Origin of the sequence: Thalassospira lucentensis, assembly GCF_050516545.1 — a bacterium.
Taxonomy (GTDB): domain Bacteria; phylum Pseudomonadota; class Alphaproteobacteria; order Rhodospirillales; family Thalassospiraceae; genus Thalassospira; species Thalassospira lucentensis_C.
In genome coordinates this window covers 2,390,189-2,406,547 of sequence record NZ_CP191544.1, presented here as the reverse complement: position 1 = coordinate 2,406,547, position 16,359 = coordinate 2,390,189, and the positions used below count along the sequence as shown (strand labels likewise).

12 protein-coding genes are annotated in these 16,359 nt (G+C 50.5%); 5 read left to right on the top strand and 7 right to left on the bottom strand.

The features are described 5' to 3' along the window. Positions 1–3 precede the first annotated feature (3 nt). Genes ACQ0MK_RS11130 through ACQ0MK_RS11120 form a run of 3 tightly spaced genes read right to left on the bottom strand, consistent with a single transcriptional unit; the run spans position 4 to position 1,727 of the window. Positions 4–939, bottom strand: a complete 936-nt coding sequence (locus ACQ0MK_RS11130; protein WP_430472643.1) for an ABC transporter substrate-binding protein — start codon at positions 937–939, stop codon at positions 4–6. 10 nt (positions 940–949) lie between these two features. Beyond that, a complete protein-coding gene (locus ACQ0MK_RS11125) occupies positions 950–1,243 on the bottom strand; it encodes a hypothetical protein (protein WP_430472642.1) in 294 nt (97 codons plus the stop codon). After that, entirely contained in the window at positions 1,212–1,727 is a 516-nt protein-coding gene (locus tag ACQ0MK_RS11120) for an ABC transporter ATP-binding protein (RefSeq protein ID WP_430472641.1), read from the bottom strand. The genes ACQ0MK_RS11125 and ACQ0MK_RS11120 overlap by 32 nt, the downstream gene beginning before the upstream one ends. 311 nt (positions 1,728–2,038) lie before the next feature. Here ACQ0MK_RS11120 and ACQ0MK_RS11115 point away from each other — a divergent pair, with 311 nt between their 5' ends. From ACQ0MK_RS11115 to ACQ0MK_RS11105, 3 genes are all read left to right on the top strand, one after another. Continuing rightward, on the top strand, positions 2,039–2,929 hold the full coding sequence (locus ACQ0MK_RS11115) for an SMP-30/gluconolactonase/LRE family protein (RefSeq protein WP_430472640.1): 891 nt from the start codon (positions 2,039–2,041) through the stop codon (positions 2,927–2,929). 281 nt (positions 2,930–3,210) lie between these two features. After that, positions 3,211–4,776: a YbaY family lipoprotein gene (locus tag ACQ0MK_RS11110; protein WP_430472639.1), complete on the top strand. Its 1,566-nt coding sequence runs from the start codon at positions 3,211–3,213 to the stop codon at positions 4,774–4,776. A gap of 277 nt (positions 4,777–5,053) precedes the next feature. Next, positions 5,054–7,627: a response regulator gene (locus tag ACQ0MK_RS11105; protein ID WP_430472638.1), complete on the top strand. Its 2,574-nt coding sequence runs from the start codon at positions 5,054–5,056 to the stop codon at positions 7,625–7,627. Between the two features lie 31 nt (positions 7,628–7,658). Here ACQ0MK_RS11105 and ACQ0MK_RS11100 read toward each other — a convergent pair whose 3' ends face one another. The 3 genes from ACQ0MK_RS11100 to ACQ0MK_RS11090 form a co-directional block, all read right to left on the bottom strand. Continuing rightward, complete coding sequence (locus ACQ0MK_RS11100) at positions 7,659–10,634, bottom strand: response regulator (RefSeq protein ID WP_430472637.1); 2,976 nt, start codon at positions 10,632–10,634, stop codon at positions 7,659–7,661. Between the two features lie 393 nt (positions 10,635–11,027). Continuing rightward, a complete protein-coding gene (locus ACQ0MK_RS11095) occupies positions 11,028–11,534 on the bottom strand; it encodes a GNAT family N-acetyltransferase (protein WP_430472636.1) in 507 nt (168 codons plus the stop codon). 24 nt (positions 11,535–11,558) lie between these two features. Beyond that, complete coding sequence (locus tag ACQ0MK_RS11090) at positions 11,559–12,692, bottom strand: type III PLP-dependent enzyme (protein ID WP_430472635.1); 1,134 nt, start codon at positions 12,690–12,692, stop codon at positions 11,559–11,561. Positions 12,693–13,322: 630 nt separating this feature from the next. Between ACQ0MK_RS11090 and ACQ0MK_RS11085 the strand changes: the two genes are divergently transcribed. Then, complete coding sequence (locus ACQ0MK_RS11085) at positions 13,323–13,736, top strand: DUF3830 family protein (protein WP_430472634.1); 414 nt, start codon at positions 13,323–13,325, stop codon at positions 13,734–13,736. A gap of 118 nt (positions 13,737–13,854) precedes the next feature. After that, the gene (locus tag ACQ0MK_RS11080) at positions 13,855–14,448 is read left to right on the top strand and encodes a DedA family protein (RefSeq protein WP_430472633.1); all 594 of its coding nucleotides are present in this window, start codon (positions 13,855–13,857) and stop codon (positions 14,446–14,448) included. 64 nt (positions 14,449–14,512) lie between these two features. On the opposite strand, the gene ACQ0MK_RS11075 is transcribed toward ACQ0MK_RS11080, so the two are convergent. After that, entirely contained in the window at positions 14,513–16,159 is a 1,647-nt protein-coding gene (locus ACQ0MK_RS11075; RefSeq protein ID WP_430472632.1) for a U32 family peptidase, read from the bottom strand. Positions 16,160–16,359: the final 200 nt, after the last annotated feature.

The window sequence follows — 16,359 nt, the reverse complement described above, 5'->3', positions numbered from 1 at the left end:
AATTTACGATCCGTTGGCGGCAATAACAGCATCGGCAAGCTGTTCGGCGAACCGTGCACCCGATATCACCCCGCCAAAGGTCCAGCTTGATGCGACTTCATAAACATGCCCGTTGCGGGCAAATGGCATGGCCTTCCAGATGGCGGAATTAAACAGCTTTGTCTTTGCGGCCGGTGGAACTGGTTCAACATGGGCAAATTGAACGTTACCCAGTTTGGCCAAGTCGGACACATCGCCATTGTGAAAGCCCCAGCCGTTCACATCCCCTGTCCATGCGTTGGCAAAGCCCATCCGGGCCATGACAGACCCGAACAACGAATTTTTGCCATGAATGCGGAAATGGGCGTCATCAAGGATGCGGACAATGGCGAATGTTGCATCATCGCCAACCGATGCACGAATGCGTTCACCTGCTGCTTGGATGCGCTTGTTCACCGATGCGATGACAGTTTCGGCAGTGTCGGATTTTCCGGTGAGCTTGCCAAGATTGCGCAGCAATGTCTCGGCCCGGTCCAATGCCGGTTGGTCGAGATTGGTATTATAAATCGAATAGACCAGTGTCGGGGCATATTCCGATAATTTGTCATAGGCCATGGCGACTTCGGAACTGATCAGGACCGCATCGGGTTTGCTTTCGCGAAGCGCTTCAAAATTTGGTTCGCGGCGGGTGCCAAGATCGGCAAATGTCGCGGGCAGTTCCGGTTCCACCACCCAGATGCGATAGGCATCTGATTCTGGAATGGCAACCGGATCAATACCCAGTGCCAACAGGCTTTCGGTCAGCGACCAGTTTGATGCGGCAAAGCGGGTTGGTGGGGTATCGAAACTTACTTCGCCCATTTCATGGGTAAATGTTTCTGCCCCGGCCGATACAGGTGCCAAGCCACCCATCGCAATCATGCAGATGGCCGAAATTCGACCAATCGAGAACTTTTGCATCTTTACATTCCTATGCAACATAGCTGACGAAACGGTTGCTTTCGGGCACCGCGATAACGTTGATTTCGGTTTGGAAAATGTCACGCAAAACAGCGTTATGCATGAAGTCATGTGCAGCACCCTGCCAACAGGTGCGTCCGGCGCGAAGTGCCAGAATATGGTCGGCAAACCGACCGACCATATCAATGTCATGCAAAACGGCAATCACGGTCAGATTGATCTGATCTTTCAGATTGGCGACCAGTTGCAAAATGTCGCGTTGATGACCGACATCAAGGGCAGAGGTTGGTTCGTCCAGCAACATTATCGGGGCGTCTTGTGCCAACAGCATCGACAACCAAACACGTTGGCGTTCCCCCCCCCGACAGACTGGCAACCAGCCGGTCAGAAAAGCCCGTCACGTGGGTCATTTCCATTGCCTGATCAATCTTGGCGTGGTCTTCGGCGCGATACCGGCCAAATGCGCCGCGCCATGGATACCGGCCAAAGGCCACCAGTTCACGTACACTTAGATGCGGTGGAACAACCGGGTTTTGCGGCAGATAGGCAACCTTGCGCGCAAAATCGCGTGTGCCATGATTGCTAAGAACCTGCGTATCAAGTTCGATGCTGCCTGAATGGGCCTTGTTTTTACGCGCCAGCAGTTTCAGAAGCGTGCTTTTGCCCGATCCGTTATGGCCCACAATCGCGCTAAACGATCCGGTCGGAAAGCTGACCGTGATGTCATCAAGCAGCGTTTTGGGGGTCTTGCCGTCGCTTTTAAAGCAGACGTTTTTCAAATCGAACATGTTCTGGAAACTCGCAAAATCAGTAAAGGGTGATGCTTTGATCGTAACGCGCTGTGTCGGTTGCGGATCACGGCTTTCCCAATATGAGAATGCCTATCAATTACTTGCGATAAATGCAACCGAGTTGCGATTGCATATCGTTAAAAAATCAACATGAATCCCAATCATCATACAAAATGACTTTTCAGGAGTTACCATTCCGGGTAGCAATATAAATTAACGATTTTTGATCTGGCACCTGTGCCTTTGCGCACTGGAAAAGACTGGACAAGGTAACGCGGAAAACGACGCGAAACATTCAGGGAGAAACCATGGCCAACGTGAAAACCGTATTGCCGAACCTGCGCTGCACATTGGGCGAGGGACCGCATTGGGATGCCAAAGACGGTGTTTTGTATTGGGTCGATATTGTCGGCAAGACCGCCTATGCGCTGCGTCCAAATGACGGCGGATCGCGCAGTTGGACGTTTGATCAACCAGTTGCCGCCATTGTCCCGCGTGAAAATGATGGTCTTTTGGTTGCCCTTGCTGATGGGCTGGCATTTCTTGATGCCGATAGTGGGAAAACAACCCCATTTGCCGCACCCGATGCTGATCATGCGGGCAATCGATCAAATGAAAGCCGGGTTGATCCGGCTGGACGGTTTTGGTTGGGCACTATGGAAAACAACATTGGCCCGAACGGCGAAGATTTGCCGGTTACGGTTTCGACCGGGACGCTCAACCGGGTCGGTGCAGATGGGGAAACGGTGCGGTTTTTCTCTGATATCGGGATTTCCAATACGCTTTTATGGTCGGCCGACGGCAAAAAGATGTTCTTTGGTGACACGATCAAAGACACATTGAATGTCTATGATTTTGATATGAAAACCGGGGTGCCATCCAATCCACGTGTGTTCTTTGGTCCGCAGGACCGGGGCAATATGGATGGCTCGGCAATGGATGCGGATGGCTATATCTGGAATGCGCGCTGGGGCGGGGGATGTTTGATCCGCTTTAACCCGGCAGGCGGTGTTGATCGCATCATTGATCTGCCGGTAACCCAGCCGACCAGTTGCGTGTTTGGTGGCCCGGATATGAAAACGCTTTATATCACATCCGCCGCAGTCGGATTGGAAGGCAATGGTAACCCGTTAGAAGGGGCTCTCCTTTCAATGCAGACGGATGTTGCCGGACAGCCTTGTTATCGGTTTGCCGGTTAAGGACCAAAAAACCGCCTGAGCATCGGGTAGGGCGGTTTTAGTGGTGGGGAGACTTTCTCGCCTCGAACCTTTTGCGCATATCCAAAACATCTTGTGATGTGATGCGGCGCAAAAGGCGTGATCCTGGTGGTTAAAGTCGGGCTTTGATGGGGCAATCGGGTTAAATATGGGCAAATACAGAACCTTGCCTATTTTTGGCCTTGGTTTTCGGTATGTTTGGCGGCACGATTAAGGGCACAATATAAGCGCCATTGCCAAAATACGAGCAAACCGGGGTCAGAATGAAACCTAATTTCTTCACAAGCGTGTGGGTAAGGACGCTTTGTGCAATCGGCATGATCGGCATATTGTCCGGCTGTGCCGGCCTGCAATCCGATACGACGACGGTGACCGGGTCGGTCAGTTATCGTGAACGGATTGTCCTTTCACCCGATAGCACATTCCTTGTCGTGCGCCTGCTTGATGTTTCGCGGGCCGATGCGCCGTCCGTTGAAATCGCATCTTTGCGCCAGCCGGTCAGCAATCCACCGATGGTGTTTATCCTGTCCTATGATGCCAGCAAGATTGACCCGCGCTTTACCTATGCAATCGAAGCAACAATCGTCACGAAAAATGACAATGTCTTGTTCCGTAATGATAAGATGTATCCGGTCCTGACCCGCGATGCGCCAGGTGATGTTGACATCACGGTCCGCCCGATTACCACCGCACAATCTGACGGTGCCCGTAAAACCGATGGCAGCGATGTTTCGCGCGATGTTGCCGCGATCGAAGCCCGCCTGCCTGATATGCGGGTTATTCCCGGTCAGTATGCCGCAAGTGATCATACGGTAACCTATAAGGCCTATGTATCGCCCGACGGGGAACCGCTTCTGGTTGATGAACATCGCGATCTTGGCAAATTTGGCACATCGGATGTGAAGCTTTATTACCGCAATGGCCAGTTGTTGCAGTTTTCTGAGAATGCAAAGCGGGTAAATTACGGCGGGGCCAATGATGACACGCCGCTTGAATACAGTCTGAAACTTGAATTCGCCCAAGGCCGCTTTGCCAGCGGCACAAAAACGGTCAATGGCGCTGCAAGCACGCCGGATGAACATGAAATCAGCGGCGCACTATCGCAAAGCAAAGTCGCACTTAGCCGCATTGATGCAATGTTGGCACAGTTCAACACCAAGCCAACCCCGCTTGCGGGATCAAGAATATTTGTCTGTGACGATCAAAGCCGTTTTTCGGTGTCCTTTGATAAAGAGGCAGAACGCGCGATTGTCGAATTCCCCGGTCGCGAACCGCTTGCTCTTACTCGTATTTCCACCGGATCCGGATATGGATATGGCAATGAAATGTATGAATTGCGCGGCAAGGGCGAAGATGCCATCTGGCACACATCACTGGGCAAAACTCATTGCGCGGTTTCGGCAAGTCCGGTCAGTCTTGCCTTGGCCCCCGGTGACTTTCCGATTGTGACGGTAAATGACCTTAAGGCAGAAGGTAATGGCATCTGGACGCAGTATTTCGATGAAATGATGCCTGCCATCACGGCCTGTATTTCCCAGAATTCCGGTGACCTTGTGTCGGTGCTTAAAGCATGGCCGATGAACCACGGCATGGTTGGGGTTCGGACGATCAATGGCAATGGCGGGCGTTATGATTGCTTGGTGCCATCCGATGGCATGGGCACCGTCCATACAGAATTGGTTGAGGCAACCACCAATATCCTGCCGGGTGAAGAAGATGTGCGCTTTACCCCGGCAAGTGGTGCTTATCCGAACGGTAACTGTTTCAGCCATAAACGGATTGAACAGGATGGGGTGTTTGTTGGCTGGTTGTCTGAAAGCACCTGCTAATGTTGGACTGGTTAACTCCAGTCTGTCTTTAGCGTGATTCGGATCTTTTTCTCATAGCAGGCGTTAGGTGTTTGACCGCAGATTTTTTTCTGTGTCAAACCCCTTAGGGCTGAGCTCATGCTCCTTCTGTCCCTGAGTGGATCTTTGCCGGGAGGTATAAGCCGAACCTATTCTTTCTAGTCTCTTAAAATTATAGGTGATCTTACCAATCTATAACCTGAGGGTTGGTTTTCTAAATTTAACACGTTTCCCAATTGTGTGTCAGGAGGGGCGGCTAATGCCAAACAGTACGAACAGCGAAAAAGACATTCTGTTGGGAATAGTTATTGCTGTGACATTGGTTGGCCTAGGTGCCCAGATTTCCGGGTTCTCGGTTGCTGATAGCATTCTCACCGGGTGTATTATTGCGCTGGCAGTGCTGGCTTTCTATGCGGCATTTCGTATGAATTCACATCGTTCTGCGGACAGTAGCCAAGAGAAATCACATTTTTCCAATGGTGAGTTAGAAGAGTACGTTAATGGTATTCCGGCACCTGCTTTTGTTTTGGGTGGAAACCGAAAAATATTAGCCAGTAATGGACCCGCCCGGACAGTGTTTGGTTTGCCAATCGATGCTCTCGTCGGTTTGGAACTTGATTTTGTTGAGAATAGGAAAATTGGGCAGTTACCCAAAGCCGATGACAAAAAATTTGCCAGATCAGAAGGCATTTTATCCAAAGACCAGATAATATTGTTGAATGGCGAAGACAAAATCACGGGAAGTATTATGCTTGTTCCCATCGATAATGTGTCAACAGAAGCAAAACTTATTTTAGCGGTCATTACCCCCGAGCCCGTTGAAATTCCGGCATCTTTTGAGCCGCTTTCGGCGGATGTGCGTGAGAACGTTCTTTTACATGATGATGATAGAGTTCTTCTACGCGAATTGAATTATGATCTACGCACGCGGTTTCAGAATGCGTCAGGGATTATCGATATCTTGGATGTTCGCGGCAGTAATGCTGAAGGGAAGCCCTATATCACCAGTCTGCAAAAAGTCTGCCACGAGGCTGTCGACCGTCTGGACTCACTGGTTTCATTTTTGGATCTTGATGAGGTGGATCCAGCGAAAAAGATGAAAAGTTTTGGTCTGGATGAGCTTTTGAATGATGTCTCATTTTCGCTGGGCCGACGTTTGGACATCGAAGAGAACGAGATTCTTTTTGATACGGATCACAGTGTTGCCAAGTCAGTTCAGTGCAATAGAGAACTGATGACAAAAATTGTTTCTCACCTTGTTTTACATGTTCTGGCAGGCCAGGTCGGCAAGACGGTTTTGATTCGGGTTCGGTTGATAGAAAATGACGTCTCGCAACCGGAACTGAGCATTGAAGTAATGTCCAACGGGATGGTTGAGGTTGAAACAAATGGTGGGATCAATCTTGATCTGGAAATTGCGCGACGTATTGCGTCTCAGACGGGTGGGCAGTTGTTCCTGGGGCACCGACATCTTGATTTTTCTGGTGTGCTGTTTCGCGCGCCAGTAACTGAAGTTCATACTTTTAATTCTGGTTTGGTTGTTCCGTCTCATTTGAAGAACTTGCGGGCTTTGATTGTTGATGACAACGAAGCTTCTCGCGCTGTTTTTGAACAATTGACGTCTGTTTTGGGGTGGGATGTCGATGTTGCTGCATCTGGAGAGTCTGCGTTACATATGATCAAACTGAAGCAGGGATTCGGGGAAACATATGACGTTATCCTGATTGACTGGCGGATGCCCGGATTGGATGGATGGGAAACGAGCAAGCAAGTGCGCGAGCTACAACATAGCGGTAAGATTCCAATCATTGTTATGATTTCCTCCCACAATCGGTCGTTCCTTTCAAAAAACATCGAAGATCGTGGTCGTGTCTTGAACGGATTTTTGACCAAACCTGTGACACTGAGCATGTTGCTTGACGCGGTGGCTGATGCAACGGCACATATTCAAGTTCCGGCTGATCGTGTCGGCATACCCCATGATGGTGTGGAAACTTTGACGGGCAATACCGTTCTTGTTGTTGATGACAACCAGATGCACCGGGAAGTCGCCAAAGAATTCATGGTGCGCAACGGCGCAAAGGTTCTGACGGCATCGGGGGGCTATGAAGCAATCAGCAAAGTTCAAAACAACCGTGACAATATCGATGTTGTCTTGATGGATGTGCAGATGCCTGATCTTAACGGGTTTGACGCAGTCCGCCGTATTCGGGAGCTTGGATATGGGGATATCCCGATCTTGATGATGACGGCAAACAGTACTTCGGAACTACACCATCATAGTCTTCAGGCAGGGGCAAATGACGTCATCATAAAGCCATTCGTAATGCGCGAGATCGTTGGTGCATTGTCCGAGCATGTTAGTCGGGCAAAGCAGCGTAAACGTTCTCGGGGTGAACGTTCTGTGTCGGTTGAATTCGCAGAAGCGGCAGATGTTCTGGGCTTTGATACTGACGTTATAGATCAACACTTCAAAGGCAGAGTATCGACATATATCAAGTCTTTAGAGACGTTTGTCGATGACTCAAGCAGGTTGTTGCAACAATTGGAAAAGCAGCCAGATCAAGAAAACTGGAAAGACATCGTGCGCGAGGCACATGCGGTTGGCGGGATGTTATCGGTGATTGGTGCTGCAGCGGATGCGCATAGGTTCAAACATTATGAGGGTAACTTGCAGGCTATCCTCGACGGTAGCGCAGACAATTCTGTCGACGCGGCAAAAGCGATTAAAGACCTTGACCTTCAGCTGTCGGAGCTTATCAGTGCGCGTCTTGCAGCTTCAGAAAAATTGTTGCTTCGTCTTGAAAAACTGAACACAGAAACATCGCAATAGCCGAGATGTCCGGCACCCGACAGGCAAACGCTTAACCATCATTCGTGGACGCCAAGATGTTCTCCAGACGTTCAAGGGTTTCAGTCAGGATGTTGTTAAATTCAGGGATTGTTGCTTCCACCATATCAAGCTGGCCGCTGAGAGCAAGCTGTTCGAGATTTGCAGACATTTCGGCAATACGCATTGCCGCAATCTGGGCGGATGAGCCTTTCATGATATGCAGTTGCTCGGCCAATGCTTTGCCGTCTCTTTCGTTCAAAGCAGACCGGATGTGTTTCTGACAATCTTGGGCTTGTGGCGTGAAAAGACCGCATAAACGACGGTAAAGTTCAACATTGCCTGCGGTAAGCGCTATGCCACGGCTTTCATCCACAATTGGCAAGTCGTCCTTGCTTTGAGAATTTGAAAGTTCCGTATCGGACACTTCGTCTGCTTGTGAGGGCTGAGGAGAACTTTTTTTCTGTGACGTATGTTTGAGAATTTTTGAAATAATCATTTCAAAATCAAACGGTTTACCGACAAAATCGTTCATTCCGGCTTCACGACATTTCTGTTGTTCATTTTCCAGAACACCAGCGGTTAGCGCGATGATTGGCAAATCCAAATCCGGGTACGATGCGCGGATATGCTGGGTGGCTTCGAGCCCGGTCATCTCAGGCATTTGAATATCCATCAGAACGATGTCGAAGTTGTGTTTTTCCACAGCGTCAATGGCTTCGATGCCATTTTCCGCAATATATACTTCCGCCCCCAGCGACGTCAAAAGGCCCATCGCAACCTGTTGGTTGACGGCATTATCCTCGGCGACCAAGACATGATATCCGTCTAGGGTATTCTCCGACATGTTGCTTTGTGAGGCACTGCCTGGGCGCATTGTGGCATCGGGGTTGCTGACTGCGATAATCGCGTTGAAGAAAGAAGACCCGGTAACAGGTTTGGTCAGAAGTTCATATTTTGCAGTGTTTTTGATTTGTGCCAGTAACTCGCGTTCATGTGCGGTGACCATGATCACGGCGGGCATTTTCTTCAATCGATCGCCGGGGATGCTGTCAATCGTTGCCAGGCCGTCCAGTCCGGGCATTTGCCAGTCAATCATCAGAATGTCATACGGTTTCGCCGAATTGACAAGCATATCAATTGCGGTTTTGCCATCCGCTGCTGTGTCGGCATCGACATACAATGACTGGGCGATGGTTTTAAGGGCATCACGAGTTTGTATTTGGTCATCGACAATCAGGACCCGAAGGTTTTCTTTCCTGTTAAACACAGGAGCAGGGGCAATGTCAGACGGCCCGATTTTCAAGGGTACTTTAAGGGTGAATGTCGAACCTTCACCCGGCTGACTGGTCAGCATGATGTGCCCGCCCATGCCTTTCGCAAGGCGGTGAGAAATGGCAAGCCCCAAGCCTGTACCACCAAATTTCCGTGTGGTCGATGCATCTGCTTGGGTAAAGGGGTCAAAAATATGTTTCTGGGTCTCTTCGGGAATGCCGATACCAGTATCAGAAATTACAAAGCATAGCTGCGCGGACGGGTCTGCGCTGTTTTCGGTGTGAACCTCTAATTTGACATGTCCTGCTTCTGTGAATTTGATGGCATTGCTGATCAGGTTAACCAAAACCTGTTGAAGTCTGTGGCTATCGCCGATAATTGACCTTGGCACGTCAGCCGCGACATCAATTACCGCTTCAATTGGTTTATCATTAACCGACATCGACATGATTGAACCGACATTATCAATGACATCTGGCAGGATAAACGGTTCATTATCGATAACAAGTTCGTTGGCCTGTATCTTGGAGAAAGTCAGGATTTCATCGATAACACCAAGAAGAAATTTCCCTGACAAACCGATCTGACGGACATATTCATGTTGTTGCTGTTGCAAAGATGTGCGTTTCAACAATTGTGTCAGGCCGAAAATCGCATTCATTGGCGTCCTTATTTCGTGGCTCATATTGGCCAAAAAATCTTCTTTGATATTGGCGAGCTTTTCGGCATTGGCCCGGGATGTTTCGAGTTCGTTATTCACCAGTTGCAGCTTTTCATTGTATCGCTGCGTTGCAATTGTACGCAGTTGAATGAACCACAAAATGGCAATCATAAAGACCAGCAGGACCGCAGAGGAGACCGAAATTCCGGTCGAGAATACTGTCCAGTTCTGCATGGCAGTTTCATAGGGTCTTGAGGTGGATATAACCAAAGAATTGTCAAACACACGCTGAGCTACGCCGAAGCGGACTTGATCCGTAAAGACATTGGCATAGATATCGGCAACAAATCCATCCGGGGCATTGGCGACATCTGTATAAATCTCTGCATTGGCCATTGACTTGCCAATCATGTCGTCTTTTGCAGGCTTTCGGGCGACAAGATCGAAATTCCGGTCAAGAAGCGTGATATAATCAACATCAATTGATGACTTGGCAATGCGGTCAATCATTGTACCGGGGTCAACAACGGTTGAAATAATCCCAACCAGTTCACCGGACGGTCCATTAATGGCCCGTGCAAGGGATATCTGCCATCTTCCGTCAACAAGGTTTTTGACAGGCCCGGACAGAAACCGCTGGTTTGTGCCACCGTCGAGGAAATATTGAACGTAATCGCGGTGTGAAAGATCGACGTCAGGTGCCGGGAATGTGCGAGATGAATGTACTATACGTCCATAGACGTCGGTAATGCCAAACACACGCACGATATCCAATGCGTCGGCCGCCTGTTTCAAAAGAAGGTGCTTTTCACGCGCAGAATAACGCTGGTCATTTGCAATGCTGCCCAAGGCCGTCAGGGTGGTTTCCACCCCGATCATTTGTTCTTCGACCTGGCTTGCATATCCGGCAAGCAGCGTCGACAGGGATCTTATTTCCCGTTGCTCGGCGTTTTGTGCCAACGGAAAATGAACATAATAATTAAAACCCAGAACCAGAAGCGCAACTGTCATAGCAGCCAAAGTGACGGGCATGCTGGTGCGACGAAAAACGGCTTGTTTCAGTTCATGCAGCATTCTGGTATCCAAAAAATCAAGGTTTACATACGGCTTCGGAAGATTGATTTAGGATCAATGTATTACAGGTTGTGCGTGGGGCATATACTTGCAATGCGACCTTAAGAATTCTTCGCACCAGCGCAGTTTTTATTGCGACTAAAGCGCGAAGATAACATTCACTACAATCTTACTTTGAGGTGTGGTTTGCAACACTGTCTTGAGAAAAACAGTCAATGAAGAGGGTGTGCGAATAGGCAGCACACCGGAGCTGTAAAGCAAAAATAACCGTATTGGCCGAGTGATGCGACTGCATGCAGACCGTGTGTATACGGCAATATAAAAATCCCGGCACAGGGTTAACCGTGCCGGGATTGGTCCGGGATTGATAAGGTGTGTTTGCTGTTGGCGTTCTTAGTGGGCCATCGTACCGGTTGCGCAAAGCAACCCTTGTGACCCGCTTAGAACGTCTTCATTGCCCAGATTGATCGCCTGGAACCGATGACGATCAAAATGGCCGGGCATCAAAAGCCCGTTTGCCGGTTGGGCATGGAAGCCAAAGCGGGCGTAATAGTCCGGATCGCCAACCAGAAGAACCGAACGGTGGCCGCTTGATTGCGCAGCGTTGAGGGCGGCATAGACCAGACCCGCCCCGACACCAGACCCGTTATAGGCCTTTTCAACCGCCAACGGTCCCAGCAACAGGGCAGGGCCACTGTTCCCGGCATTAACATTCCACAACCGAACGGTGCCGATCATGTGTTTGCCGTCAAAGGCAACAAACGCAAGACCGTCCGCCGGAAGCCGATTGCGGCGCAGGATTTCTGACGATTTCCCGAACCGCGCCTGACCCATCACGCGATCAAGCAGCTTTTCGCGTTCAATATGCGAATGCGTGCCTTCGCGATCAATAATGATCATTGGCCTGATCTTTCCCGAACGGGGTCAGATGATATAGGACGCCAGCGGCGAAAAGCCGTTGAACGCCACAGATGCATAAGTGGTGGTATAGGCACCGGTTGCTTCGATCAGAACCTCGTCCCCGATCGTCAATGCGAGCGGAAGGTCATAAGGTTTCTTTTCATACAGCACGTCTGCACTGTCACAGGTCGGGCCGGCCAGAACGCACGGGGCAACATCACCACCATCATGAAGGGTCGTGATCGGATAGCGAATGGCTTCGTCCATGGTTTCGGCAAGGCCACCGAATTTACCGATATCAAGGTAAACCCAACGCACCGGATCATCGGCATGTTTGCGCGAAATCAGAACCACTTCAGCTTTGATCACGCCCGCATCGCCAACCATGCCGCGGCCCGGTTCAATGATGGTTTCTGGCATATGATTGCCAAAATGGGTGTGAAGCGCGTCAACAATCGCGGTGCCATAGGCTTCGGTTTTCGGTACATCGCGGAGATAACGGGTCGGGAAGCCCCCACCCATATTGACCATGCGAAGATTGATGCCTTTATCGGCCAGGGTACGGAAGATCATGGATGCTTCGCCAAGGGCGGTATCCCACGCATCAAGATTGCACTGCTGCGATCCGACATGGAACGACACGCCATAGGCATCAAGGCCCATGTGGTGCGCATGCTCAAGAACTTCGAGCGCCATCGAAGGCGCGCACCCAAACTTGCGCGACAGCGGCCATTCAGCACCTTCGCCATCGGTCAGGATACGGCAAAATACGCGCGATGCCGGGGCAGCACGGGCAATTTTTTCGACTTCTTCGACGCAATCAACGGCGAACAGACGAACGCCAAGGGCATAAGCACGCGCAATGTCGCGTTCTTTTTTAATCGTATTCCCAAATGAAATGCGTTCGGACGTTGCACCAGCAGCCATCGCCATTTCAATTTCAGCGACAGAGGCAGTGTCAAAGTTGCTGCCAAGATCGGCAAGCAGGCTTAGAACTTCCGGTGCCGGGTTTGCTTTGACCGCATAGAAAATGCGCGAATCCGGCAGGGCACGGGTAAAGGTTTCGTAGTTACGCTGAACCACGTCAAGATCGACAACAAGGCACGGGCCTTCTGGTCGGTTCTGAGCAAGAAAATCAATAATACGCTGCGTTGCCATTGGGGCGTTCTCCCATTCCACGAATATGGCAGCTGCAGATACCTGATGCGTTTTGGCGCGGTGGAGGCGCGTGACGCGGACTACCTGCGAACTGAATAGTTCCGGCGCCTACCGGAACTTGCGAAGTCTGCCTCGCTATGGAAGGGAGTTCCCTGTCCGCACGTGGGCAATGATGGTGTGCCTCTTTAGTGTCGGTGGATTTGGACAACCACCTGAGACCAAAAAAGCCCTACACCGTCGTTGCTTTAAGTAAGTCCTACAGGGTTCCATAAGCAGGACCACCACAGGCACGTGCGACTTTGGGCAAGTCGGGATTTACGCCTGTTCGAATTTCGGCGCAAGTGAAATTTTCATGCGTTTTGTTATGATCTAATCGCAGGATCGTCGAAGAAGTCATGCTGCGGCGCAAAAAGTGGCTCAAAAGGCCGTTTTTTTGTTTTCGAGAAATACAACCCGGCGCATTTTGGTATGGGGCATTGCAATTTGTGCATGACCCAAGATGGTAAAAGATGGTGCCGCAAAGATAATTGACCCCCTTTAACGTCCGGTGTAGCCCTTGGTCAAAGCACGTTTTGACGATGCGAGTCACCGTGTGGATATGCGGATCGCGCCATCAATCAGGGAATAGATATGACCAAGATTAAAATCACCGCCGGACCTTTTACCTTTGACGGGGTTCTTGAAACCCAAAAGGCGCCTGAAACCTGCAAGGCATTCGTTGAACGCATGCCGTTTGAAAGCAAGGCTGTTCATGTGCGTTGGTCGGGCGAAGGTGTGTGGATGCCTTTGGGCGATTATCAGTTTGGCGTTGGCTATGAAAACCACACCAGCTATCCGGCACCGGGCCAGATCATCCTCTATCCCGGCGGGATCAGCGAAACCGAAATCCTGCTGGCCTATGGCGGGGTGCATTTTGCGTCCAAAATGGGCCAACTTGCCGGCAACCATTTCATCACCGTGACCAGCAATCTCGAAGACGTCGAGAAGCTTGGAAAGATGACCCTGTGGGAAGGCGCCCAGCCGATCCGGTTTGAGATTGCGTGAAGCTTGACCAGATAATCCCAGCGATCAGTCTGAAACAAGGTGTGATGTGACACACTGGTCAAATGAATGACCGTGCCTTAGAACGCGACACCCATTTTTCAAACAGGCGAGTATCGACGTGATAGAGACGATTAATCTGTGGATTCAGGACCATCAGGATCTGGTCTATACCCTGATCTTTACCTATTGCGTCAGTAAGGCGAGCATCCTGCCGATTTTTGTCGGCATCTTTGTGGTGTCCGAAAGTCTTCTGATCGGGCCATCGATGATCGCGATGCTGTCCGGTGCCTTTGTGGGCGACATGCTGCGCTTTTGGCTGGGGCGTAAATATGGCGATGCGATTGTCAGGAAACTTCCAGACTCGTTTTCAAAGTGGCTGGGCAAAACCATGCGCTTGTTTGAGCATTATGGTGTCGCCTATATCCTGTTGTGCCGCTATCCCAACACCATCCGCTCGATCAGTGTGTTTCCGGTGGGGATGAGTTCGATGTCATTCATGCGGTTTCTGCCACTGAGCATCGCATCAATCCTGATCTGGATCGGGTCGTTCTTTGCGATTGGATATGCCTTGGGCGAGGGGATGTCGGAATTGCTGGAACGCAATCTGACCTTGCTGAGCCCGATCTTGTTGATTGTGTTTCTGGGCCTTGGTTGGCTGGGCTTGCGCCGGATCGACAAGCTGGAGCAACAGGCCGAAAAGGCCATCAAGTAATCAAAAAAAAACGGCAGCCCCATCAGGAGGCTGCCGTTTTTAATTGGTGCGAGGGTCGGGAAGCTTATTCAGCGGCAATCGTCTTGCCGTCGCTTTCAAGCATCTCACCCTGTTTGCGTTTGGCAAGGATTTCTCGTGCCTTGGCATAGCTTGGGTCGTGCCAGAAGATCAAACACCCATTGCAACCGCGGCCACAGCACCCTTTGGTGCCAACACGCGGGGTTCTGAACGTGCGTTCTTTCTGACGATCATCAAGGGCGGTCTGAAGTGCTTCGCGTTTCGCGTCATAGCGTTCTTCATTGCCTTTGCCCATTTCGATCTTGTGGCCTTCCTGATCAAGTTTCAGGCGCTGCCATTCGTCTTCGGAAAGGGCTTTTTCCTTCCGAACGATGGTCATCGGCGGGAAGGCGGTGCGCAGATATTCCGGGTCTTCCTGTTCAAACAGGGAGAACGGAACACGGATGCGCGGATGGGTGTTGGCATGAACTGCTTCGCCGACTTTGCCGGTTTTGGCATCGATGAATTCATACATGCGGATGAAAACGGTTTGGCGCGAGCGTGGGGGCACGAATTCGATAACGTCGCCCGGCAACATGCGGTTTTTGACCGACATGATAAAGGCGTCGTCTTCGACTTCCAAAATCATCCCGGCAAATTCCCAATCAGACACATTGTTATTGGTGTCATAGCCATGGGCATAATTGGTCAGGCGGCCTTCGTGGAAGGCAAGGGTATAGCCCCGGTTCGGAATGGTCGAAAGTTCCTTCATATAGGTCTCAGCCGACCAGTTTTCCGGATCTTCGTACCAGTCATCAATCGCCATGCGATAGGCGCGTGCAACCAAGCCTGCGTAATACGGGCTTTTGCCGCGGCCTTCGACCTTAAGGCTATCAACGCCGATTTTCAGGTAATCTTCAAGTTTCGGCATGATGCAAAGATCGCGGGAATTGAGGATATAAGAGCCACGCTCGTCTTCCTGAATTTCCATCAATTCGCCCGGACGCATTTCTTCTTCAAGGAAGAAGTCAAACATCTCAAGGTTTTCTTCGGTCAGGTGAAGTTCCTTAACCGTGCCGTCCTTAAGCTTCATGTGGACTTTGTATTTCCAGCGGCATGAATTGGCACACGCACCCTGGTTTGCGCCACGTTCGGCCATGAAGTTCGACAAAAGGCAACGACCCGAATAGGTCATGCACATCGAACCATGAACAAACGCTTCGATCTTGATATCCATGCATTTCGCACGAATTTCGGTCAGTTCCTCGTAAGAAACTTCACGTCCAAGAACGACAAGTTTCGCACCGATGCTTTGCCAGAATTTTACGCTTTGCCAAGAACAGACGTTTGCTTGGGTCGAGACATGCAAATCAAGTTCCGGCGCATGTTCACGGACAAACATGAAGACGCCGGGATCAGCAACGATCAAGCCATCCGGGCGGACCTTGCGCACGGTATCGACATATTCCGGAAGTTTGTCGATGTCCTTGTTGTGGGAAAACAGGTTCAGCGTCAGATAAACGCGAACACCATGTTCATGGGCAAACTCAATACCCTCGACCACATCTTGCAGGGACATCTGGCTTTTAACCCGAAGCGATAAGTCCGGCGTGCCCATGTAAACGGCATCTGCGCCATACAGCACAGCGACTTTCAGTTTTTCGAGCGAGCCTGCGGGCATCAGCAATTCGGAACGGCGCGATTGATTACTCATCACTTGCGGGTCTTTTCTATTGGTCGTCTGCGGGAAATCTCTGTTGCCCAATTCATATGGGCTTGGCGCGCTTCATATCATGAGACGCCTTTATTGCCGATTAAAATCGCATATTTGACCCAAATTGCAAAGGGACCTGCACGATCAGCAGCCATGTCATCCACGCAAGGCACCGTGTGGACACGGATATCAAACGTAAA